Below are 23,067 nucleotides of genomic sequence, written 5' to 3' on the forward strand. Positions count from 1 at the left end.
CATCATGAAATTATATAAACCATTATATTTTACCCTTGGTGCAGCATTACTGTTTGCATCATGCAAAAAAGATTTTTTAGAGATAACCCCAACTGCGGTTGTTGCCCCCGAAGTAGTTGAAAAGGACAGTACTATATTTGAAGCTTTCGTTCTTAACCGTTATGTAAGTCCAAGGCTTCAGGAAAAAGAAGGTGAAGGTTCCGGACCAGGTTTTGGCCGCGGTTTCGAATACAGTTTAATGAGTTCCAATACTGATGAATCACTCTATACCAATGATGATGGAACCTGGGCCATGCAACGCGGGCAGATCTCACCAGATAACCTGGGCAGTACAGCCTCCTTCTGGGCCAGAAGTTACCGCAGTATCCGCGAATGTAATTATGCGCTACAAATCTTATCAACCATTACGATGAGTGCAGGTCACAAAAAATTGTTAGAGGGTGAACTTAAATTTATCCGGGCTTACCGTTACCACGATATCATCCGTAATTATGGCAGAGCAGTTTTAATAGGTGATAAAGTAACGCAGTTACAAGATAATTTACAGGATGATGCACTATTTAAAAGGGCCAGCTTAAAAGAAAGCATCGACTATACAACGGCACAATTGGATCAGGCTGCTGCTTTACTCCCGGTAGATAATTCCGGAAACTGGTTACTGGGTCGTGCTACGAAAGGTGCAGCATTGGCCTTAAAATCAAGGTTAACCCTTTATGCTGCCAGTCCATTATACAATGCAGGCACCTGGACTTCGGCTGTTACAGCTGCACAAGCGGTAATTAGCCTGAACAAATATGGCATTTACACCGGGGGCTATAATAAAATGTTCCTGCAAAATGAGACCAATGAAATGATTTTTGAAAGGCTCTATACCACTAACGCCAGACACGTGTGTTTAGAAATTGCAAACGGACCAAACGGGTACAATGCCTGGGGGGGCAATACTCCGATGCAAAACCTGGTTGATGATTATCAAACAACGAGTGGTAAGGCCATTACAGAAACAGGTTCGGGTTACGATCCAGCTAAACCTTACGCAAACAGAGATCCTAGATTTGGCTATACAGTTATTTATGATGGCGCAAGTTACCGCGGAAGAAACATGGAAGCTTTTGTGCCGGGTGGAAAAGACAGTAAAGATGGAAACTCCAACTGGAATACTTCTAAAACAGGCTATTACCTTAAAAAATTCATGAATGATGCCTTCCCGATTGATAACCCATGGGATGTAGCAGGTTTGCAACCCTGGATTTACATGCGCTATTCGGAAATCCTGTTAAATTTTGCAGAAGCGGCGAATGAAGCTTATGGCCCTGATGCGGTTCCTGCCGGATCATCAATGTCAGCCAGAGATGCGGTAAATATGATCAGATCCAGACCAGATGTAAACATGCCGGCACTGGCCAATGGTTTAAGTCAATCGCAAATGAGGGATGCTGTTCGTTATGAGCGCAGGGTAGAACTGGCTTTTGAAGAACACCGCTATTATGATGTGCGCCGTTGGAAAATTGCAAACATTGTAGAGAACAAAGCTGCCAATGGTATCATCATCACTAAAAATGGAAGCAGTTTAAGCTATGCGACTAAGGTGGCTTTAGATGGCAAAACTTTTCAGGATAAACAATACTGGTTACCTATTCCAAGAGCAGAAATTTTGTCTTCAAACGGAAAACTCGAACAAAACCCTGGTTACTAAAATTTTACACAGCGATCAATGTATCGCTGTGTTTTTCCATACTATTATAATAAATTGGAAGTGTAGATGGCAGCATTGTATAAAATCACTTTTGCTGCCATCTATACTCTTATTCAAATCTACCCATCATCATGAACTTGCTCCTCCAACAAAAGGCATTTGCTTTCCTACTGCTGCTGGGCATTACCGCTCCGGTAGTGAGCAGCGCCCAAAATCAACGTATCGTTAAAGCTAAATTTAATTTTAATCAGCCTGCCCAAATCATGGAAGGCTTCGGTGCCTCTGATGCGTGGACCTGCCAGTTTGCAGGTTTATGGCCCGATACCGAAAAAAATAAAATGGCTGATTTGCTTTTTAGTACACAAACAGATCAGGAAGGGAATCCGCGGGGAATAGGGCTGAATTTCTGGCGTTTCGCCATAGGTGGGGGAAGTGCTGAACAAGGTCAGGCCAGCGGAATAAAAGATGAATGGAGAAGACAGGCTTCCTTTTTAACTTTAAATAAAACCTATAATGAAGATGCCATGCCCGGCCAGGTTTGGTTTATGAATGCTGCAAAAGCAAGAGGCGTAAAACACTTTATTGGTTTTGTAAATAGTCCTCATGTTAATTTTACACGCAATCAAAAGGCATTTTCTGGTGATGGAAATAGTAACCTTGATTTCAGCAAAGCGGATGCTTTTACGCATGACCTTTCTAAAACCATTCAAATCCTCAAAAAGAAAACAGGTATCGAGCTAGATTACTTAAGTCCGATTAACGAACCGCAATGGAAATGGAATGAAGGTAACCAGGAGGGTTGTCCATATACCAACCGTGAAATATCTGTATTGGTTAAGAAACTGAGCAACACATTGGATCAGGCACATTTGAAAACAAAAATTCAGATTGCCGAAGCCGGTCAGCTGAATTACCTTACCAATCATCCTGATACAGCAAAAAGTAAACAGATCGAATATTTTTTTAATCGCAATTCTCCTGGCTACCTGGGAAATCTGAATCACCTGGACCAGAGTATTTCCGGACATAGCTATTTCACCACCAGCCCGGAACAAAAGGCTATAGCCATCAGAAATTCAGTGAAGGATGAAGTAGCAAAATATGATCAGCTCAGATTCTGGATGTCAGAATATTGTGTGCTAGGCGATAGTTCTTTAAAAGGAGAGGGGCGCGACCTGGGCATGACTACAGCTTTGTTTATTGCCAAACTGATCCATCATGATTTAACTTATGCCAACGCCACTTCATGGCAATGGTGGCTCGCCGTTTCAACAGGTGATTATAAAGATGGCCTTGTATATATAGACAAAAGCAAAACCGGCGGAAAGGTTTATGACAGCCAGACGCTTTGGGCATTAGGGAACTATAGCCGTTTTATAGCACCAGGTAGCTTAAGGGTAAATATGGATGTTTCGAATGATCAGGATTTTTATATTTCCGCTTATCTTAAAGATAATAAACTTATTACCGTAGCTGTAAATAATAGCGAGGAAGCCATTCACCTGGAGCTTTCAGGAATCCATCCGAAACAGAAAAACATCACCCTTTATACCACTGCTGATGGGAAACACCTGAAGTGGTCAGTAGCGGATGCAGATCATTTAGATCTTCTTCCGAAATCCGTTACCACCATTATTGTCAACAAATAGAAACAAGAATATTCAGTGAGCTGATCCTAAATTTAAATACCATGATAAAACACAAGATACTTTTTTTTAATGCCATCATGCTGGCCATGATGCTTTTCGGATGTGGAAATGCAAGTAATGAGCACTCTTTTACACTGGGAGACAGCACATTTATGCTGGATAATAAGCCCTTTCAAATCATCTCAGGAGAAATTCATTATCCCCGGGTACCACGTGAAGCCTGGCGTGCCAGGATGAAAATGGCCAAGGCAATGGGTTTAAATACCATTGGAACATATGTTTTCTGGAATTTACATGAGCCTGAAAAGGGTAAATTTGATTTTACAGGCAATCATGACATTGCAGAATTTGTAAAAATTGCAAAGGAAGAAGGGTTATGGGTAATCCTCAGGCCAAGCCCTTATGTATGTGCCGAGTGGGAATTTGGCGGTTATCCATACTGGTTACAAAATGAAAAAGGACTTGAAGTAAGAAGCCGTGAAAAACAATACCTGGCAGAATACAAGAAATACATAGATGAAGTAGGTAAGCAGCTGGCACCGCTTCAGATTAACCACGGTGGAAACATCATTATGGTTCAGGTAGAAAATGAATACGGTTCGTACGGAGCGGATAAGGTGTACCTGGAAATGAACCGGAAAATGTTTGTGGATGCAGGTTTTGATGGACTTTTATACACTTGTGATCCGGAAAAGGATATTGTAAAAGGACATTTAAAAGGTTTAATGCCGGCCATTAATGGTCAGGATAATCCGGTAAAAGTAAAACAAGCCATCCGCAGTCTGAATGATGGGAAAGGCCCGTTTTTCATAGCCGAATGGTACCCGGCATGGTTCGATTGGTGGGGCACACCGCACCATAAAGTTCCTGCAGAACAATATACCGGGAAGTTAGATACCGTATTATCCAATGGAATGTCAATCAACATGTATATGTTTCATGGTGGAAGTACGCGCGGTTTTATGAATGGCGCAAACTTCAGGGATACCATTCCGTTTGAACCGCAAATCAGCAGTTATGATTATGATGCACCACTGGATGAAGCTGGAAATGCCACGGATAAATTTATGAAGTTCAGGGCGGTGATTGAAAAGCATTTGCCAAAGGGACAAAAGTTGCCGGAAGTACCAAAAGCAAAACCTGCTGCCGCAATGGAGCCTATTCAGTTCACTAAAGAAATCAGTATTTTTGATTATATTGGAAAAGGAAAGCAAAGCCAGAATCCATTAACATTTGAAGACATGAATCAGGCATATGGCTATATGCTTTATAAAACTGAAATCAATGGAGGCAAAAAAGGTGAACTGAAAATTGATGGCCTCCGGGATTACGGCATCATCTTCATTGACGGCATGCGCAAAGGTACGTTAGACAGAAGATTAGGACAGGAAAGCCTTACGCTGGATGTACCAGCCGGAAAACATCAGCTGGAAATATTTGTAGAAAATATGGGCAGAATTAACTTCGGCCCGAATTTGTTGAAAAACAAAAAAGGTATTGTTGGTGAGGTTTCTTTTGCTGGCACTGCGCTTAAATCATGGACCATGTATTCATTACCTTTTGATCAGGTGGAAACCTCAAAAATAAATACCGCAAAGGCCAGAAGCAATACGCCGGTATTAAAAACAGGATCATTTAAGGTTACAAGCCCTGAAGATACCTATCTTGATTTAAGGAAGTGGGGTAAAGGAGTGATTTGGGTAAACGGACATAACCTGGGTAAATACTGGGGTATTGGCCCTCAGCAAACCATTTATCTTCCGGCAGAATGGTTAAAGAAAGGAGATAATGAAATCATTATACTGGAGTTGAATAAACCTGAAAATAATGTGCTGACCAGTTTAGCGAAGCCCATCCTGGATCAGGTAAACGAGGTAAAATAAATATTATTGATTGTATATTGCAATGCCCCCAAAAGTTAAATTCTTGATGGGGGCTTTTTTATGATTAATCTTGAATGCACTCCACTTATGGCAAGTTATATTCCCATGGATTCTTCCGGATCTCAACCTTAAAATCATTTTCATTTTTTCTGCTATTGAAGACAATCCTCTGGTAGCGCTTCTTAAATCTGATTAGTTGATAGCACCAATGGATTGGTAACCAGGTATACTGTACAATTTGATGTAGCATAAAGCCACACATTGTCCATAAATTCTACAGTCCAGCTACTATCATGATAGGAATACAAAAATAATTTTCGTTTACATACAATTTCTGTCTGGCTAAAAATGTGCGTTTTAAAAGGCGCAGACCCCATTTTACAGGACGGGTGCTACTGTTTATCTGTTATAAATGAGTGACATACACAATAATTGGCTTAATTTTTGGTTTATATTAAGTGTGGCGGATGCTACAAATAAACCTATTATTTAACCTTAAATTTAAAACTTATGGCTTTCAAAGCTAGATTGAATTTTTCGGGCAAGGAGTACGATGTACTTCATTGCGCCTATGCGTTAAACCGCGATGTAGATGCTAAAGGAAGACCCTCTTCCGGAGTTTACGGCGGTACCATTGATATTGAGATCGAGTCGACCGAAGACACCTCCATTATCGAAGCAATGGTAAACAACCAGTACAAACCCATTACCGGAACCCTTCTGATTAAGAAATCTGAAGAAGATGCCAAAATGAAAGAAGTTGATTTTGAAGATGGCTACATTGTTAAGTATTCCGAAGGAATCAACATTGTGGGCGATCACCCGATGACACTGAAATTCCAGATCTCAGCCAGAAAGCTGAAACTCGGAAACGCAGAGCATTTAAACGATTGGCCTAAAGCGTAAAGGAGGTAGAAGATAAAAAGGTTAAAGGGATAAGGTTAATTAAACGCCGAATGCTCATGACCATGCTCTTCACCACACGCCAACCGCTAAACACAATTCATTTTTTCAAAACATTTAACACTTAAAAAATGGCATTTAAAACCAGATTAACATTAGGTTCAAAGGAATTTGATGTTTTACAGTGCAGCTTTTCATTAAACAGGGATGTAGACGCTAAGGGTCGTCCGTCATCAGGGGTATACGGTGGAACCATCAACATTGAAATCGAATCAACTGAAGATACTTCAGTCATCGAATCAATGGTGAACAACCAGTATAAGCCGCAGTCAGGTACCATCGTCTTCAAAAAAGGTGAAGAAGATGCGAAAATGAAGGAATTAACTTTTGAGGATGGCTACATTATCCAATACAGCGAGGGTATCGCCGTAAATGATAATACGCCGATGACACTTACTTTCGTGGTATCAGCCAGAAAACTCAAACTGGGTAACGCTGAACACGAAAATGACTGGCCAAAGGCATAGTTCTCCACTTGATATCGCCAAAAGTAACGGGTTTTACCTGTTGCTTTTGGTGTATCAAACCCTTTCACCAACAGTGCAAATCTATATTAATTTGCCACTCATGCTCCATTTTTCAAATAGCTTAGCTTTTATTTTTCAAAATCATAACTGGAGTTTAGCATATAAAAAATTAACACCTGCCACCTGAAATCAATCTTCACATTTCACCTGGGTAGAAGTTGCAGCAGCAATGAAATTTTAGGGTTTCACTGCCCCTTGCCACTAAGCTTGACATGCATATGGAAAAGAAACTCATCACCGAAATCAATATAGAAGATAAGGCCATTACCCATTTTGCCTCCTTCAGCCTTCAACAAGAATTTAACAGTCACCATTATTTTGAATTGCGGTTTAACCATGATCAAATGGGTGCACCAGGTTTGATTAATTTAAATGATAGTCGGGATTTTGTGGGTAAAACCTTAACCGCATCTTTCGGATATTCACAAGACCAACTCCAACACTTTTCAGGTTTGGTTACCCGGGTAGAGCTGGCACAAAGCCATGGCTATCATGGTGTATTAATTGTAAGTGGTTACAGTCCCACCATATTGATTGATCGTGGCCAGGATCTGGGCTCTTATCTGGATAAAGATTTGAATGATATTGTAAAACTGGCCACCAGCGATACACCGGCCAACGACCTCAAAATAGTAGCGAATGCCAGCAGGCAATCCACTATAGATTATCTCATTCAGTATAAAGAAAGCGACTGGGAATTTTTAAACCGCCTCTCCGGAGAATATTATGAATGGCTGTACTATGATGGTCAGCAATTGAATTTTGGTAAACCCGACGTGCAGAAAGATGTTGCCTTATTTTACGGCCGGGATGTACATAACCTGCAATATGCGATGGAAGTTGCCCCCATCAAGAATAAACGCTTTGCGTATAACCCTAAACAGGATGAAATGCTGCAAAGCGAAAGCAGTGGTCAGGCCGATGGTAATCCTGATCTGGCACATGCCATCAAGGCTTCTAACCTGATGTACAGCAAAACCTTTAATCAGCCTTCGCTCATCAGGGTAGATAACAATAGTGACATTAAAAGCCATGTAGATAATGAAGAAAAGGCACACATCAGTGACCTTTTAAAAGTGAATGCCAGTGGCGATAATGCCGCATTGGGCATTGGTACCATCGCCGAAATTACCATGAGCATCAGGCAGGAAGTTGCTTTTTTAACAGAAAGCCTGGGCCAGTTTTTAATTACCAGTATCACCCATAACCTGGATGGAACAGGAAAATACCACAATACCTTCGAAGGTGTGGTATCCAATACCGAACGCATCCTGGTGAAAAATTATGATAAACCGAATCCGGATATGCAACTGGCTGATGTGATCGACAATGCTGATCCACAGGGAAATGGCCGGATTAAAGTGAAGTTCAAATGGGCCTGTAAAACTAACGATGTTACTGAATGGCTAAGGGTAATTACCCCAGATGCCGGAAGCAGCGAAAAGGTAAGCAAAAACAGGGGCTTTGTATTTATTCCTGAAATTGGTGACCAGGTTGCGATAGGTTTTGAAGAAGGTAATATTGCCCGACCAATTGTACTGGGCTCCGTTTTCCATGGTAAAAGCGGATCAGGAGGAAGCGCCAGTAATAATAGCAAAAGTTTAACTTCTAAAAGCGGGCATACATTCACTATGGATGATGCGGGGGGTATGCTCATGAAAGATAAAACTGGTCTTAATCATGTTTTTATAGATGGCAATAATGAAATTACGGTTACTTCTGATAATATTGTTAAACTTCAAACCGGTAATGTGATGCTTATTATGGATAAAGCAGCAGATAAAATTATTATTCAAGCAAAAAATATAGAAATACGAGCTGCCGAAGATTTTAAGGTAACGGGTGATGGTGCGCCAAGTAAAAATGGTAGTATGGAATTTGAGACTAAACTATCCATCGTATCTAAAAATGATCTCTCATTAAACGGCGAGAAAAAATTAAATGCAAATGGTAAAGAAATTAATATCGTTGGAAGCAAAACCACTATAGATGGTAGTCCTGTAAAAATTAACTCTTAGCATTTATGAACATTAAATCAGAAAAAGAATATCAACTCACAGTGCGGGGAAATGTGAAAATGTTAACCATGATGGATAGCTTCTCTACAACAGGCCATTATCTTCTTTCTCATTATGGAGAAAATAAAATTAAACCTGAATTGCAAGAGTATGTATTGGAAGAGCGAGAGGTAGAATTAACCGAATATTATGATCCCAATACATTTCAACTTATAGAATACGTAAATAAGCTTGCCTATATTTACAGTAAGCAGCATATATGCATTGATAGCTCTGGAAAAATCAAAGGTTTATTAAATCTTCCAGAAATCAAAACGAAATGGGATAAGCTAAAGAAAGAACTTATGCAAACCAATCCAATTGCGGCATTTGAAATCATCAGGCATAAGGAAAGAGAACTCTCCAATCCACCAGAATTAATAGAGAATTTAGAGAATACGCATTTTATGCATTTATTTTTATATGCCATTAGTTTCATGCCTGATGGGGCAGAATATAAAATTAAAACGGAGGTGCGTGATCGCATGGGCATAGGCTTTATGATCCCTATAGAGCAGACATTTACCTCTGAGCATTTGGAAAATGGGTATATTATACATGCTGAAGCTACGATTGACGAAAGCAGAAAAATAGATAAGCAGCTTATTGGAAAAGTAACCGGACAAAAAGATTTTGATATTAAACACTACACCAAAGCAAGCTTTAATTATACGGAGAACCGTACATTAAATTCTGCTGAAATGAAAGTGTTTGAGCAAATAAACAATGATTATAAATCAGATTTATATTTAAATCTGGAAAGCGAATAGATATGGCAGCTGAAGATTTACAATGGCTTACAGAGAAGCATTATTTGGTTTGCCCAAAAGGTGCCATGTTTAAGCAAATGAAGGTCACCAGCCAGAACCAGGTAACTTTTAGTGGCAATAAAGTCGCCACTACAGGAGATACGATGAAGGCTAATGTTTTCATTTGTCTGGGTAGTATGGCCTTTGCCGCAGGTGCAATAGCGGGTTTGCTGGTGGCTGCACTTGCATTATTAGCTGTACCCGTTGCGGGTTGGGCCTTGGCACTAATTATAGGAGCAGCCTTACTTTTAGCCATTGGAGCAGGCTATTTAAAATGTAAAACAAATGCAGCTGCAAGAATATGGGTGAATTCTTCACCAAATCTGATTATCCACAATAAAGAAGGCTTGGTTGTAGGCCAGAGCCAATTAAGCTGTCCACCAGAAAATGCTTTAATTGATATAAAAGAAACCTTCTGGGAAGCCATGATGAGTACCACCATGAACAATGTTGGGCATATCGCTAATTTTGCCTTTGGCTTTTTAGCTGGGCGTGGCATGGGCAGCATGGCGGGTACATTGGGTACACAAGGCGTAAGAGCAGCTGGTGCAGAATTTCTAACAATAGCCCGTACCGAAATGGGGGCTATGTTTAATCCGGCTTCACTTTTTGGTAAAATGGGCTGGTTCTGTCGGTCAATGCGTGGTTTAGGTATGTTTGGTGCTTACAAGGGCCAGTATGATATCTGGAGTAGCGATGAAATGAGTGTCAGTGATAAATTGCTGGCTAGTGGTCAGGAATTAGTATTGGCTATATTCGCAGCTAAAGGTGCTTCTTTAGTATGTTTTCCGGCAGGTACAGAAGTGCATACGGGTAATGGTTTAATGTTCATTGAGGATATTGCCGTTGGCACAATGGTGTGGACGGTTAACGAAGCAAACGGACAAAGGGAGTTAAAACCCATTACCCAAACTCACCGCAGAACAACTTTGAGCATGATGGTGGTAGAACTGGAAAATGGAACTATTTTTGAGGTAACGCCAGAGCATCGCTTCTTAGTAAATGAGGAGTGGAAGGAAATCCAATCTATTTCGGTGTTAGACAAGCTGGAACTTGTTGATGGTGAAAAGATAACCGTTAAGAATATTGGTTTCATCAGCAAAAGTGCTGTTGTTTACAATTTTGACGTACTAGATAACGAAAATTATTTTGTTACCGAGGATGGAGTGTTGGTGCATAATGGGTATTCAGGTAGAAGACCAAAGAATCCTGAACACCCAGTTTTAGACAAGGATGGAAATATAACTGAATATGGAAAATGGTACTACAACAGGCCTGGGTGGCGAAATAAAACAGTTGATGATGTTTGGGATAATGCTAAAAATGAAAATGGGAAAGTAATTGATAGAATTTCAGAACAAGAGATAAATTGGGATAGGAGTAAACCAAGAGGAGACCAATGGCATATGGGGCATGATTATGGCTATGAATTTTCTAAACATCAACAAAGTGCAGCAGCAAGAAATATAGGCGTCAAAGACTTTAGAAGTGAATATAATACCTCCCAGCATATTTCGCCTGAATTACCAAGCTCAAACACATCTCATGTAGGCGAGGCGCCTGCAGATACATATTTTGGATTTTAAAATAAAAATAATGAAGCCATCTGAAGATAATATAAAATTAGGTAAAAATATTGCAGCTGCAATTGGCTTAGAGCCACACGTGTATCCTTATTTTGATCAGGATAATAAAAATATGATTTATATATTAGACTGTAAAGATCCATTGGATAATAACATTAAATTCTATAGTACAATAGGTGTGTCAGATGCATTCAATGAAATTGAAATGAAAGATAATTCATTCAAGGATATACGTGTTGAGATTTTAATGATTGGGAATAATAGCACAGATAAATGGGGAAATATATTATCAACTACAGGTTTTTATATTACTAAAAATAGTTGGTCTGCTGAGCCGGGAACGATTTTTAAAAATATATTAAACGATTATGCTCCAGATGTTAAGCTTCCACACATATTATTTACCCGCCCTTTTCCTTGGGGAGAAAAATTAACCGACCCAATTTTATTAGAAAGTAAAGAAGTACATTTTTTATTAGCTATACCAGTGTCAGATAGTGAAGCAATATTTTTGGAGCAAAATGGATATAAAGCATTAGAAAATCTCTTCATTAATCGTAATGCTGAAATTCAGGATATTAATAGGCCGTTGGTTGTGTGATAGTAGATTATAATATTAAGACTAAGATAAAATGGTATAAAATTTCCTTTAGAGTTTATTGATTTAATAAAGGAATATAATCATGGAACTGCAGATCCAGGAACTTTTGATACCAAACATTTAAAAGGAAGATCCTTCGGTGAGCTGCTTGATTTTAACCTTGATAGGGAATATAACATCCTTACCGAATATGAATTAATTAAAGATAGGTTACCTAATAATGTGTACCCATTTGCGGGTGATGCAGGAGGAAATTATCTCTGTTTTGATTTTAATAAAAATAAAATTGCCCTAAGAATTTTATTTTGGGATCATGAACAAAAATTTCATATTGTAGATGATGAAATTGTAATAAATGATGAGGTTAACGATTATGAACAGCATTACCTAGACTTTGTAGCAGTTAATTTTACAGAACTTCTTGCAATCCTCTATAAACCTGATGGAGATGATGATGACGCAGAAATCCTCTATGATGGTATGGATGATTAATAATAAGCTCTCTAAATCCAAAAACTAAAATTTGAACAAGTTGTGAGCTATCTTAGTATTTAGTTATTGGCTGAGGTGCCAAAAGCAGTTATTAATAAGTTTGTTAATCTAAAATTATGAAGAAAATCTTTTAAAGAATAATGTAGTTATCCTGAAAAAGGAAAATTACAATAGATTGATTCAAGTTGTTGGCATTAAAAACTTTATTTCTTAAGTATAGTGAAAGAAATTTAGAAAAAGCTGCTCGAGATTTTTGAAACGAAGAAATCTCTTTTCCAAAAGATTTTTTGCATATCGAATATGATCCTGTCGGCGATAACATCTTAATCTCATTAAAAGACGATGATTTTGGTTATTAATTTGTCTAAAACACGATTTTTATCTTTAAAATGGAAAACATAATTAAAATAGTAAAAGAAAAATTTGAGAACGTACCTCCTTTCTCATTAGTCATTAAAAATTTTGATAATCTAGACTTAAATGACCCGGAAACATTGAAAAAGCTAATGTGGTCTTCATATTTTCTTTACTTTCAAAAAGACTATGAAAATGCAAATCTATTTTTGGATTTTCTTTTAACAAAACATTTTGATGGAAATTATGACAAATGGACTTGGATTGAAGGTGGTATTTTACTCAAACTAGAGATGGGAGGTGAACAATCCTTAAAAGACCGAATTTTAGAAACTTTAAGTCATGACGATGATGAACAAAAAAACAATTTAAAAAGAAAGACTTTTCAACGTAGACTTGTTGGACAGTTATTAAATAGAGACAAAATTGTTTCAGCAGTCAATTCAAATGATTCTAATTTGGAGCTTTTATATAGTGTTCCTTTTTTTAAAGAATTGTTATTTATTGATTTTATGGGAAATAATGAAAAATTTACAGATGAAGATATTCAAAATGAAAAACAAAAATGTAAAGAAAGAATTCAAGATCTAATTTCTTAATTAATAATCCGATAAAACTGAACTTAGCCAAATCTCAACAGAAAAATAGAATAAGCTAAAGCTATGGAATTCGAAGAATTAGAAACCAAATTGCAATCAGCAATAGAAAAGGCAGAGGAGGTTGCAATAGAAAATATTCAGGTAGGTATAGATTTTTCTCCGTTTATAATTTTTGATGAAAAGGAGATCAAAAAGTTTAAGGCTGATTCATTAGATGATGCTATAGATATGGCACTAGAAGAAATCGGAAGTTTGGAGGAGGAAACAGTTGTTCTTATATATAAGGATGTTATAAAATTAAATGACGGAAGCTTTGACGGGATAATTTCTCAAATTTATAATGTGGATGAGGATTCTGGTTATTCTTTCGGCCTATTATATAAATTGGAAGATAATAAAATAAGTTTTCTTAACAAAAGAGTGTTCTTAGGAGATGTTCGAAACTGTTTGATATTTTAAATTTAATATCCAAATCGGTATTCTCAACTCAGTTATTGGATGACATATTGTAGATATAGAAAAAAGGCAATGAATAAACTAAAGTTATTGGGAGGCAGCAACATGGCTATATGTGGCTGTACATAGATAATGAACAAAAAAATAACTAGCTCCCGCCAGACTATAACAAAAATTAATATCAAGCGACTTAAAGTCGCTTTTTTATTTACTGATGGATTGCAATTGGTCTACCAAAAGCATAAAAATTTTTATTTTGAAGTGGACGACTGGCTTAGTTATTTGTGTAACTAATATTCTGGTTTAAATTTAATGTTTTCTAAATAAAGTCAGATAAAGTCTTTCTTAACTAACTCAATTTTTTAAAAATCACCTCCACTAATCCTCCTATCCAGACTGCATTCCTATCCTGGTCAAAGCCCAGTTCTAAGGCATAATGGTTACATGTTATTGCATGTTTAGTGAAATGGATATTTATGAAATGTAGCCCAAATAAATACAACCAATTTTCAATCAAAATTCAAAGTATATACGGTCATTTTTTTTAACCGAACCCCTTAATTTACCACTCCAGAGAATAAAATCGCCTTTTATTGTTTGTATACGATAATTAAATCTTTATCACAAAACATTATTATAAAAATGATGTTACGTTCTAGATTTATGAAAAAGCACCACCTCTCCAACAGCCCAACACCCTGGCAGCGGCTCGTCGAAATGCTTCATGCAGAGCGTTCCACGATCAACTATATTTTTATCTATGCCGGGTTCATTGGGATGATCGGCCTTTCGCTTCCACTCGGAACAGCGGCCGTTTTTAATCTCCTGTCTAATGGCTCCATGTATGGCTCTACCTACATTTTAATCGCGGCGATTTTAATCGGAATTATTGTTGGTGGTATCTTGTTGCTGGGGCAGCTTAGCCTGGTAGAATTTCTGGAGCAAAAGATTTTTATCAAGGCCGCACTCGATTTTGCTTACCGGTTACCCCGAATCAAGAAAAAGGAGCTCGAAGGCGAAAATCCACAAGAACTGGTGAACCGTTTCTTCGATGTGTTAACCATACAAAAAGGCCTTACGAAGCTCTTAATCGATATTGTAGCTGCTGCGGTATTGATTTTTTTCAGTGCCATACTGCTTTCATTTTATCACCCGGTATTTATTGGATTTGGCTTGTTTACCATCATTTGTATTGCCATTATCATTTTTATTTATTACCGCAGGGGTGTGAATACCAGTATAGAAGAATCAGAATATAAATATGAAGTGGTGGCCTATCTGGAAAATGTAGCTGCTGATTTAGATGCTTACCGCGGTCGATCAGAAAAAATGGATCAGGTAATGACCATTACAGACGAGATTACCTCCAAATATATTGGTGCCAGAAATGATCACTTCAGCATTTTAAAAAGGCTGTTTGCCAGTGCAGTCGTTTTGCGGACGATTTTAATGGGAGGTTTGTTGCTGATGGGTTCCTATTTCGTGGTGCAACGGCAAATGACTTTCGGTCAGTTTGTAGCTGCCGAGGTAATCATTGTGCAGATTTCTTATGCGGTAGAAAAACTCATGACCAGCTTAAATACCGTATTTGATATGGTTACCGGAAGTGAAAAACTGGCTGTGGTTACTGATCTGGAAATAGAGGAAGGAGCGCAGGAAAATGGTTAATAGAACAAAGAAAATTATCGAAAAAAAGATAGAGGAACATGCTTTATTATCCAAAGCAAAACTCATTTCCTCCAATGGCCCCAGGTTATTGGGCAGGGTGATGATCGGTGTATTGATCCTCTTCATTATCATCTTGCTTTTGCCCTGGAGACAAACCATATCCGGACGTGGAATCGTCACGGCACTCAGACCGGAGGATAGACCACAAACCATTCAAAATCAAATTGGTGGCAGAATTGAACACTGGGCCGTTCGGGAAGGACAAGAGGTGAAAGAGGGAGACACCATTTTAATTCTTTCAGAAACAAACCAATCCTATTTTAATCCGGATCTTCCAGACAGGTTGAATGAACAACTGTCCGCCAAAAAAGGAAGTGAAATGGCTGCTGAACAAAAAATCTCAGCAACAGACGCACAGATTAATGCCCTAACTAATGGTTTGAGGATTCAGTTATCTGCCGCTGAAAATAATGTGGTGCAGGCGCGTAACACAGTAAGAATAGACAGTGCAGAGCTGGTTGCGGTGAAAAACTATTACCAAACCAGTAAAGCCAGGTTAGAACGTTATGAGGTTGGGTATAAAAACGGACTCTTTTCACTCACCGATATTGAAACACGTCGGTTGAAACTTCAGGAAGACAAAGCTAAAGAAGTCAGTCAGGAAAATAAGCTTAACAGTTCGAAGCAGAGTTTAGCCAATGCCTATATCGAGTTGGATAACATCCGTGCAAAATACAGCCAGTCGCTGGCATCAGCACAATCAGATAAAAGTTCCGCCCTTTCCGGGAAAGCTTCCGTAAGGGAAGAGATCGCGAAGTTGAGAAACGAGATGTCAAACATAAACATCAGGCGTGGATTGTACGTAGTTAGGGCACCTCAGGATGGTTACATTGTGAAAACCCTCAAAGCCGGAATCGGAGAGAATATCAAAGAAGGAGAATCGGTTGCAACCCTTCAGCCGCGCTCACCTTTAGTGGCTGCAGAAATATATGTTGATGCCATGGACGTTCCGCTTATTCTGGATAGCAGTAATGTGCGCCTGCAGTTCGAAGGTTGGCCGTCGGTACAATTTTCCGGCTGGCCATCAGTTGCCATCGGTACTTTTGCCGGGAAGGTTTCTGTAATTGATCGGGTAAGTACAGATGGTAAATACCGCGTGTTGGTGAGGCAGCCTAATCAAACCCCCAAAAACGACGAACCCTGGCCAATCCAGCTCCGTCAGGGTTCAGGGGTATACGGAAGGGTAATTTTAAGAACAGTTCCGGTTTGGTATGAAATCTGGCGACAGCTAAATGGCTTTCCCCCAAGCTTGGATAAGGCACCTACACCAGAAAATATCAATAACAAATAATTGTGGTTTTATTTCAGCCATTACTTAAATCTATGTGGGTTAAACAAAGAACCATTAACAAAATGTGCCTACCAATTTTCCTGTTATGGACTGTGTTCAGTTCAGCTTTTGCACAGGAAAAGTTTGATCTCACCCATCAAAAAACTTTCCTCTTAAAGGATTTGCAGGCATTGGTTTTATTCAACCATCCGATAGTGAAGCAGGCTGCATTACTGAGTAGGGAAGCCCAGGCAAGGGTGTTTCAATCACTCGGTAAATTTGATCCGGCTTTGATGGCCTCATTCGGAAGGAAAACTTTTGGTGGTACAGATTATTATAACCATTGGGATAGTGAATTAAAAGTACCACTGTGGCTTGCTGGTGCAGATTTGAATGTGGGTTATGACCGAAACGTTGGCGTGTACAATAATCCCGAAACCCGAACCAGTAGCACCGGCCTTTCAGGAGTTGGCCTAACCATTCCATTGGGGCAGGGTTTGTTCATTGATGCCCGCCGAAATACCCTCCGCCAGGCTAAAATTATGGTGGGTTATGCTGATGCCGAAAAAGTGGCACAGATTAATGGGGTCTGGTTTGATGTGCAGAAGGATTACTGGAATTGGTACTATGCTTTTCAACAAAGTAGATTTACTCATGAAGGGGTAGAACTGGCACAAAAACGCTTTCAGGCCATTCGGGCACAGGTAATGATAGGAGACAAGCCACCAATTGATTCAGTAGAAGCCGCTATTACGCTTCAGGATAGAAAAATTCAGTTTCAGGAAGCTACCGTAAAACTAATCAACTCCAGGCTTTTATTATCCAATCACTTATGGAGTTCGAATGCACAACCTCAGGAACTTCCTGCTGAAGCAGTTCCTGAAGATATAGCAGAAGCAGAAATGGCCCTGGAAAAATTACGTGTAGATACTTTGCTTCAGCAGGCAACTGAAACACATCCGGAAGTGTTAAAAATTAAGAGTCAAACGGCTAAACTTGATATCGAACAAAAATATCGGCTGGAGATGTTAAAGCCTAAGCTTAATATAAAAGGTGCATTCCTCGCCGGACGAAAAGATTTTTCTGATGTACCCAATGATTATGATTTTAGGTTAGCCAATTATAAGGTGGGCATAGATTTTTCTTTTCCCTTATTTCTTCGGGAAGAACGTGGTAAACTTCGTGAAGTTAAGATTCAGCAAGCTGAAATGGCCTATGGTCTTCAGCAAACCACCCGTGAAATTCAAACGGGCGTAATCACTGCATTTACAGAACTTAAAGCTGTACAGGCTCAGGTAAATTTGCTATCCAAAAATGTGGAGAACCAGCGTACATTGGTCAAAGCCGAAGTACAAAAATTTGAACTCGGAGAAAGTAATTTATTCCTCATTAATACCCGGGAAACTAAATTAATGGATATGCAGGTGAAGCGTGCTGAACTGATTTCCAGTTTTCAGAAAGTGATGGCAGATTTATATTATCGTGCCGGAAAACAAAAGCAGTATTAGACCCTGAAAATGAGATGGATATTGTTCATTAAATTAATTCATACCATTAAAACCTGCTTCTTTGTAATGTAGACAAGGTTCTGAGCATGAACACGGCATCATCTTTGCTTATGCTCCAACTCAAATTTAAAGCAATAATATTTTAAAAAGATGAAGAACCTACACGTATTTTTCCCGAAACGATTATTATCCTTTTTAGCCCTGGGGCTCCTGTTTTTATCTTCCTGCTCGGAATCACCTACAAAATTTTTCGAGATTACGATTCTGAATACCAATACGATTAAAGACTTTGCCAGTCCGGTGTTGGCTCAACGTCTTGATGCTGAAGCAAAGGAATTTCCAAATATTCCATCAAGTAAGAAAAAAGGTGATGAGGCCGTAAACAGTATAAAATTGAATACTCAATTTCTGGAACAATCCTTAGAAAAAATTAAAAAGGTATCCGCCTCCGGAGATGACCAGAAAGAAATTCAAAAATTAGCTGTTGATTTATATGAATATGTGATTCCGGTGTATAAAAACGAATATCTGGCTTACGCGAAACTTTGCGATACAAAAGGTGATCAAAGTGCCAAAGAGGAGATCATTAAAAATATCGATACCAAATACGGGCCAACTTTTATGCAAAAGCACGATGCTTTAATGGCTAAAGGTAAAGCTTATGCAGAAAAGCACAACATCCAGGTAAGTTGGGGAGAATAGTATAAACATTGGTTTTCACCGGATAAATATTTATCCGGTGACTGGATTATAAACTCTTGCTACTTCCTTACAAAAGGTTGCCTTAATCAAACGATTCATTTAGGAAGGCAGCAATTTATCAGGTGTAATGGGTAAAGACCTGATTCTTTTACCCGTTGCATTAAAAACGGCATTGGCTATTGCTGCTGCAACGCCCACAATCCCCACTTCACCAATACCTTTTACACCCATTTTATTTGGGATCATGTCAACTTCATTGATAAACATGGCATCTAACTGTCCAACATCTAGGTTAGCGGGCACATGATAATCTGCAAAAGAGCGGGTGGCGAAATTTCCGTACCGTGGGTCAATAACTGATTCTTCGGTGAGTGCCATTCCAATGCCCCAGATGTTTCCACCTATAATTTGCGACCGGGCTGTTTTCGGATTCAGAATTTTTCCTGCACCCGTTACGGCAAGAAAACGGGTTACTTTTACCATTCCGGTTAATTTGTTGATGCTTACTTCAGCAAAATTCGCATTAAAACTATGTGCTGAATATTGTTCGGCTTCTGCAGGGGCTTTAGAACTAGATTGGGTTTCAAAGGCAGCAATCTTTTCTGAGATCATTAAATCATTTGCCGTTGGCCTAACGAAAAATTGTTTATTTGATTTAGCCAGCAGCTCATCCGTAATTTTGGTACAGGCATCATTTACTGCATTGGCAAAACTGGAGGCACCAACCGAACCTACTGATCCGGCAGCAGGTGGAAGGTCTGAATCGCCAATTTTCATGGTAATCCGGGATAGGGGAATGCCCAATCCATCGGCAGCGGTTTGTGCCAGAATGGTATTGGTGCCTGTTCCAAGATCAGATGCTGCAATCTCTATTATGGCATACGCCTGGCCAGCCTTTAAGGTAAGTTTAATATTTGCCGAACTGTCTCGCTGGCGGGCCGGATAGGTACCGCAGGCTACACCGTAACCAATTAAATTTTCTCCGGAGAAATGAGTGCCCGGAATGGCTTTACGTTTTTCCCAGCCAAAAGCCTTAGCACCCTCTTCCAAGCATTTTACGGTAGTTCTGGAACTCCATGGTTTGCCATTTGAAGGATCTTTTTTAGGTTCGTTTTTAATCCGCAAGGCAATAGGATCCATCTTTAATTGATGTGCCAGTTCATCCATCGCACATTCCAGCGCAAAGCTACCAGTAGATTTTCCTGGGCCACGGGTGTAGGTTGGCAGAATCAGATTCATGGATACTACCCGGTAAGAAATCAAGGAATTGGGTACCTCATACATGATTTTGGAACAATCACCGCAGGGTTCGATATATTCTGAATCTACAGCCGTATGTGAAATGGTTTCATGTGCTAAAGTGGTCAGCATCCCATCTTTTGTGGCACCCAAACTTATCTTCTGTATATTCCTTTGTCGCAAACCCACAGAATTAAACATTTGCTGGCGGGTGAGTGCAAGTTTTACCGGGCGCTTAACCATTTGCGCAGCAACAGCTGTAAGCACCAAATTGGCCCATTGTCCGCCCTTTGAACCAAAACCACCTCCAATATAGGGTGAAACAATCCTTACCTGTTCAGGCCTTAAGTTTAACGTAGCTGCGGCGGCCGTTTGTGCGCCATTAATTATCTGCGAACCATTATAAAGAATCAGGTTTTCACCTTCCCAAACGGCCAACGTAGCATGCGGTTCCATGGGATGGTGGTGTTCAATAGGTGTTTCGTATGCCTCTTCAATTTTAATTTCAGCCTGTGCCAGGGCTGATTTTCCTGCCCCCCTCACCAGGTCGGCCAGTTCTTTTCCCTTGGGCATCTCCGGTTTTTTGGCCAGTTCATCAAAATCAATTTTCTCTGTTTTATCCTGCTGATATTTAACCTGAATGAGGTGTGAGGCAGCAGTGGCTTGTTCAAATGTTTCGGCAACCACCATCCCAATATGCTGGCCATGGAAAGTAATTTCGGGCCCTTGTAATAAGGCGCCACCCCTTAATCCACCTTTAACATTTAATTTTGGCGCATTTTTATGAGTAATCACCTGAATTACGCCCGGAGATTTTTCAGCATCGGCAGTATCCATCTCTACAATTTTTCCGGAGGCGATGGTACTTTTGAAAAGCACGGCATAAGCCATATTTTTAGCGGGGTAATCCGTTGCATAAGTGGCTTTACCTGTAATCTTCATGATGCCATCGATCCGGTCTATGCCTTTGCCAATGATTTTGTTCGTATTTTCCATAATGTTCCCGATCTCTTAACCTTTTAAAGCCACTTCAAACGCATGGATTAAAGTCTGTTTACCCATTTCTATTTTAAATTTATTATGAGCAAGTGGTTTGGCCGCACTCATTTCCAAGTTTGCAGCTTTGGTAAAATTAGCCAGCGTAGCCGCTTTATCCTTTAAAAAGGCTTCCGCTTTTAATGCCCTCCAGGGTTTATGCGCTACGCCACCCATGGCAATATGTGCTGTTTTAATGCTATTACCCTCAAGCTCAAAACCTGCAGCTACTGAAACCAGCGCAAAGGCATATGAATTGCGGTCACGAACTTTGATATAGGCAGAATGGCCAGCGAAATTATTTTTAGGAAGCTCAATGGAGGTAATTAGTTCTCCGTGTTTTAAACTGTTGTCTTTTTCAGGATGATCTTTAGGAAGGTGGTGAAAATCAGTAAATGGAATGCTTCTTTCACTGCCATTTTGCTGCATCACTTTAACGTTGGCGTTTAAAGCCGATAGCGCGATAGCCATATCTGAAGGATAAACTGCCACACATTGATCTGACCATCCAAAAATGGCATGCATCCTGTTAAAGCCTTTCATGGCCGCACATCCACTTCCCGGAACCCTTTTATTACAAGGCATGTTGATGTCATAAAAATAACTGCATCGGGTACGTTGCAACAAATTACCACCATTGCTGGCCATATTTCTGATTTGTGCAGATGCACCCGCTAAAATAGCTTTACTCAACATGGGATAATCTTTCCTGATCAGCTGATGATTGGCCGTTTCCGTATTTTTAGCCAGCGCACCAAGACTTATACCCGTGGCGGTTGGCTTAATGGTATTTAAAGGTAAGCGACCCAAATCAATGATTTCAGTGGGCTGGGCCACATGTTCCTTCATGAGATCAAGGATATTGGTGCCGCCAGCTAAAAACGCTGCATGCGGATGAATTAAACCCAAAGCTTCTGATGGATTTTTTGCTATTGAAAACTTAAATGGTATCATAATCTGATGGGTTAATGTTAGTTAGCCTGCAAAAAGCCAGTTCTGTTCGATATTTTTCCCGGTTTGGGCCTCTTTAATGGCGGCAACAATATTGGGATAGGCGCCACAACGGCAAATATTGCCCGACATGCGCTCGGCAATCTCCTCATCTGAAAGCATTACTGCACCGGCCTGTTCCCTGATGTTTGATGTAACAAAACTGGCCTGTCCTTCCTTCGCTTCTTTCATCAATGCCACTGCAGAACAGATTTGTCCTGGTGTACAAAAACCACATTGAAAGCCATCATGTTTTAAAAATGCCTGTTGCATGGGGTTCAGTTCATTATCTTTTGCCAGCCCTTCAATGGTAATAATTGATTTTCCATCGCAACTTGCCGCAAGTGTCAGGCAGGAGAGTACCCGGTTGCCATCAACAATCACCGTGCAGGCACCGCACTGGCCATGGTCACAACCTTTTTTTGAACCTGTGAGACCGATCCGTTCACGTAACGTATCCAATAAGGTCATTCGGGAATCAATAAGTACTTTTTTGTTATTTGAATTCACTTTGAAGCTCACATTGATGCCATTTTCTATCGCAGCAGGAATAAGATCCGGAATCTCATCAAACTCAACCGAGCGGGCAAAAAGCTGCTCGGCACCAACCATATGGCTGACCAGCAAACCGGCGGAGGCAAGGCCCATTAATTTTAAAAAATGTCGACGCTGAAGGCCCGAACGCAATACTTCATTAAGCTCTTCTGGCATAAGGTCGCCGAAAAGCTTTTTTTCTTCAGGGCTAAGTGGTGATGTGTTTTGTTTCATGTAGCTGTTTTTGAGATGACAGGAGTGCAGGAGCTGGCTTAAAAGTTATTACCTGTAGAACAACAATAAAAACGCCTGGTTTTGATCAAAACAAAAATGATACGATTGCACCTGAAACTGAATCAGGCCATTACGGATGTTTTATAGAATTGCTA

The 23,067-nt window shown here is 39.7% G+C and carries 19 protein-coding genes; 16 read left to right on the forward strand and 3 right to left on the reverse strand.

What is annotated here, in order from left to right; translation table 11 throughout:
- The first annotated feature begins 4 nt into the window (after positions 1-4).
- The 16 genes from OQX64_RS01605 (at position 5) to OQX64_RS01680 (ending at position 18,880) form a co-directional block, all read left to right on the forward strand.
- Entirely contained in the window at positions 5-1,696 is a 1,692-nt protein-coding gene (locus tag OQX64_RS01605; protein ID WP_265817263.1) for a RagB/SusD family nutrient uptake outer membrane protein, read from the forward strand.
- Between the two features lie 131 nt (positions 1,697-1,827).
- Positions 1,828-3,345: a glycoside hydrolase gene (locus OQX64_RS01610; protein ID WP_265817265.1), complete on the forward strand. Its 1,518-nt coding sequence runs from the start codon at positions 1,828-1,830 to the stop codon at positions 3,343-3,345.
- Between the two features lie 41 nt (positions 3,346-3,386).
- On the forward strand, positions 3,387-5,228 hold the full coding sequence (locus tag OQX64_RS01615; RefSeq protein ID WP_265817267.1) for a glycoside hydrolase family 35 protein: 1,842 nt from the start codon (positions 3,387-3,389) through the stop codon (positions 5,226-5,228).
- Positions 5,229-5,738: 510 nt separating this feature from the next.
- Positions 5,739-6,134, forward strand: coding sequence for a type VI secretion system tube protein TssD (gene tssD, locus OQX64_RS01620; RefSeq protein WP_029288480.1), 396 nt, complete (start codon positions 5,739-5,741; stop codon positions 6,132-6,134).
- 128 nt (positions 6,135-6,262) lie between these two features.
- A complete protein-coding gene (gene tssD, locus OQX64_RS01625) occupies positions 6,263-6,658 on the forward strand; it encodes a type VI secretion system tube protein TssD (protein WP_088300686.1) in 396 nt (131 codons plus the stop codon).
- Positions 6,659-6,936: 278 nt separating this feature from the next.
- Positions 6,937-8,736 (forward strand): type VI secretion system Vgr family protein, encoded by a 1,800-nt coding sequence (locus tag OQX64_RS01630; RefSeq protein WP_265817272.1) that lies wholly within the window; start codon positions 6,937-6,939, stop codon positions 8,734-8,736.
- A 5-nt stretch (positions 8,737-8,741) separates the two neighbouring features.
- Positions 8,742-9,545, forward strand: coding sequence for a hypothetical protein (locus OQX64_RS01635; RefSeq protein WP_265817273.1), 804 nt, complete (start codon positions 8,742-8,744; stop codon positions 9,543-9,545).
- Between the two features lie 2 nt (positions 9,546-9,547).
- A complete protein-coding gene (locus OQX64_RS01640; RefSeq protein ID WP_265817274.1) occupies positions 9,548-11,170 on the forward strand; it encodes a polymorphic toxin-type HINT domain-containing protein in 1,623 nt (540 codons plus the stop codon).
- A 10-nt stretch (positions 11,171-11,180) separates the two neighbouring features.
- Entirely contained in the window at positions 11,181-11,771 is a 591-nt protein-coding gene (locus OQX64_RS01645; RefSeq protein WP_265817275.1) for a suppressor of fused domain protein, read from the forward strand.
- Between the two features lie 36 nt (positions 11,772-11,807).
- The gene (locus OQX64_RS01650) at positions 11,808-12,263 is read left to right on the forward strand and encodes an SMI1/KNR4 family protein (protein WP_265818282.1); all 456 of its coding nucleotides are present in this window, start codon (positions 11,808-11,810) and stop codon (positions 12,261-12,263) included.
- A 389-nt stretch (positions 12,264-12,652) separates the two neighbouring features.
- Complete coding sequence (locus tag OQX64_RS01655; protein WP_265817276.1) at positions 12,653-13,216, forward strand: DUF6707 family protein; 564 nt, start codon at positions 12,653-12,655, stop codon at positions 13,214-13,216.
- Positions 13,217-13,279: 63 nt separating this feature from the next.
- Positions 13,280-13,675 carry a hypothetical protein gene (locus tag OQX64_RS01660; protein ID WP_265817277.1) on the forward strand — a complete coding sequence of 132 codons (396 nt, stop codon included), beginning with the start codon at positions 13,280-13,282 and terminating at the stop codon, positions 13,673-13,675.
- A gap of 660 nt (positions 13,676-14,335) precedes the next feature.
- A complete protein-coding gene (locus OQX64_RS01665; protein ID WP_265817279.1) occupies positions 14,336-15,340 on the forward strand; it encodes an ABC transporter transmembrane domain-containing protein in 1,005 nt (334 codons plus the stop codon).
- A complete protein-coding gene (locus OQX64_RS01670; protein ID WP_265817280.1) occupies positions 15,333-16,691 on the forward strand; it encodes an HlyD family secretion protein in 1,359 nt (452 codons plus the stop codon). Before OQX64_RS01665 ends, OQX64_RS01670 begins: the two co-directional genes overlap by 8 nt.
- 32 nt (positions 16,692-16,723) lie before the next feature.
- The gene (locus OQX64_RS01675) at positions 16,724-18,178 is read left to right on the forward strand and encodes a TolC family protein (protein WP_265817281.1); all 1,455 of its coding nucleotides are present in this window, start codon (positions 16,724-16,726) and stop codon (positions 18,176-18,178) included.
- 150 nt (positions 18,179-18,328) lie between these two features.
- Positions 18,329-18,880, forward strand: coding sequence for a hypothetical protein (locus tag OQX64_RS01680; protein ID WP_265817282.1), 552 nt, complete (start codon positions 18,329-18,331; stop codon positions 18,878-18,880).
- Between the two features lie 99 nt (positions 18,881-18,979).
- Here OQX64_RS01680 and OQX64_RS01685 read toward each other — a convergent pair whose 3' ends face one another.
- Genes OQX64_RS01685 through OQX64_RS01695 form a run of 3 tightly spaced genes read right to left on the reverse strand, consistent with a single transcriptional unit; the run spans position 18,980 to position 22,912 of the window.
- The gene (locus tag OQX64_RS01685) at positions 18,980-21,115 is read right to left on the reverse strand and encodes a xanthine dehydrogenase family protein molybdopterin-binding subunit (RefSeq protein WP_265817283.1); all 2,136 of its coding nucleotides are present in this window, start codon (positions 21,113-21,115) and stop codon (positions 18,980-18,982) included.
- Positions 21,116-21,130: 15 nt separating this feature from the next.
- On the reverse strand, positions 21,131-22,108 hold the full coding sequence (locus OQX64_RS01690) for an FAD binding domain-containing protein (protein ID WP_265817284.1): 978 nt from the start codon (positions 22,106-22,108) through the stop codon (positions 21,131-21,133).
- Positions 22,109-22,129: 21 nt separating this feature from the next.
- Positions 22,130-22,912, reverse strand: a complete 783-nt coding sequence (locus tag OQX64_RS01695) for a (2Fe-2S)-binding protein (RefSeq protein ID WP_322974915.1) — start codon at positions 22,910-22,912, stop codon at positions 22,130-22,132.
- Positions 22,913-23,067: the final 155 nt, after the last annotated feature.

Origin of the sequence: Pedobacter sp. GR22-10 (genome assembly GCF_026239715.1) — a bacterium.
In the GTDB taxonomy this organism is placed as follows: Bacteria; Bacteroidota; Bacteroidia; order Sphingobacteriales; family Sphingobacteriaceae; genus Pedobacter.

Coding starts and splice junctions, on each gene's coding strand:
- OQX64_RS01605 (WP_265817263.1), top strand. CDS start 5: ATGAAATTATATAAACCATTATATTTTACCCTTGGTGCAGCATTACTG.
- OQX64_RS01610 (WP_265817265.1), top strand. CDS start 1,828: ATGAACTTGCTCCTCCAACAAAAGGCATTTGCTTTCCTACTGCTGCTG.
- OQX64_RS01615 (WP_265817267.1), top strand. CDS start 3,387: ATGATAAAACACAAGATACTTTTTTTTAATGCCATCATGCTGGCCATG.
- tssD (WP_029288480.1), top strand. CDS start 5,739: ATGGCTTTCAAAGCTAGATTGAATTTTTCGGGCAAGGAGTACGATGTA.
- tssD (WP_088300686.1), top strand. CDS start 6,263: ATGGCATTTAAAACCAGATTAACATTAGGTTCAAAGGAATTTGATGTT.
- OQX64_RS01630 (WP_265817272.1), top strand. CDS start 6,937: ATGGAAAAGAAACTCATCACCGAAATCAATATAGAAGATAAGGCCATT.
- OQX64_RS01635 (WP_265817273.1), top strand. CDS start 8,742: ATGAACATTAAATCAGAAAAAGAATATCAACTCACAGTGCGGGGAAAT.
- OQX64_RS01640 (WP_265817274.1), top strand. CDS start 9,548: ATGGCAGCTGAAGATTTACAATGGCTTACAGAGAAGCATTATTTGGTT.
- OQX64_RS01645 (WP_265817275.1), top strand. CDS start 11,181: ATGAAGCCATCTGAAGATAATATAAAATTAGGTAAAAATATTGCAGCT.
- OQX64_RS01655 (WP_265817276.1), top strand. CDS start 12,653: ATGGAAAACATAATTAAAATAGTAAAAGAAAAATTTGAGAACGTACCT.
- OQX64_RS01660 (WP_265817277.1), top strand. CDS start 13,280: ATGGAATTCGAAGAATTAGAAACCAAATTGCAATCAGCAATAGAAAAG.
- OQX64_RS01665 (WP_265817279.1), top strand. CDS start 14,336: ATGAAAAAGCACCACCTCTCCAACAGCCCAACACCCTGGCAGCGGCTC.
- OQX64_RS01670 (WP_265817280.1), top strand. CDS start 15,333: ATGGTTAATAGAACAAAGAAAATTATCGAAAAAAAGATAGAGGAACAT.
- OQX64_RS01675 (WP_265817281.1), top strand. CDS start 16,724: ATGTGGGTTAAACAAAGAACCATTAACAAAATGTGCCTACCAATTTTC.
- OQX64_RS01680 (WP_265817282.1), top strand. CDS start 18,329: ATGAAGAACCTACACGTATTTTTCCCGAAACGATTATTATCCTTTTTA.
- OQX64_RS01685 (WP_265817283.1), bottom strand. CDS start 21,115: ATGGAAAATACGAACAAAATCATTGGCAAAGGCATAGACCGGATCGAT.
- OQX64_RS01690 (WP_265817284.1), bottom strand. CDS start 22,108: ATGATACCATTTAAGTTTTCAATAGCAAAAAATCCATCAGAAGCTTTG.
- OQX64_RS01695 (WP_322974915.1), bottom strand. CDS start 22,912: ATGAAACAAAACACATCACCACTTAGCCCTGAAGAAAAAAAGCTTTTC.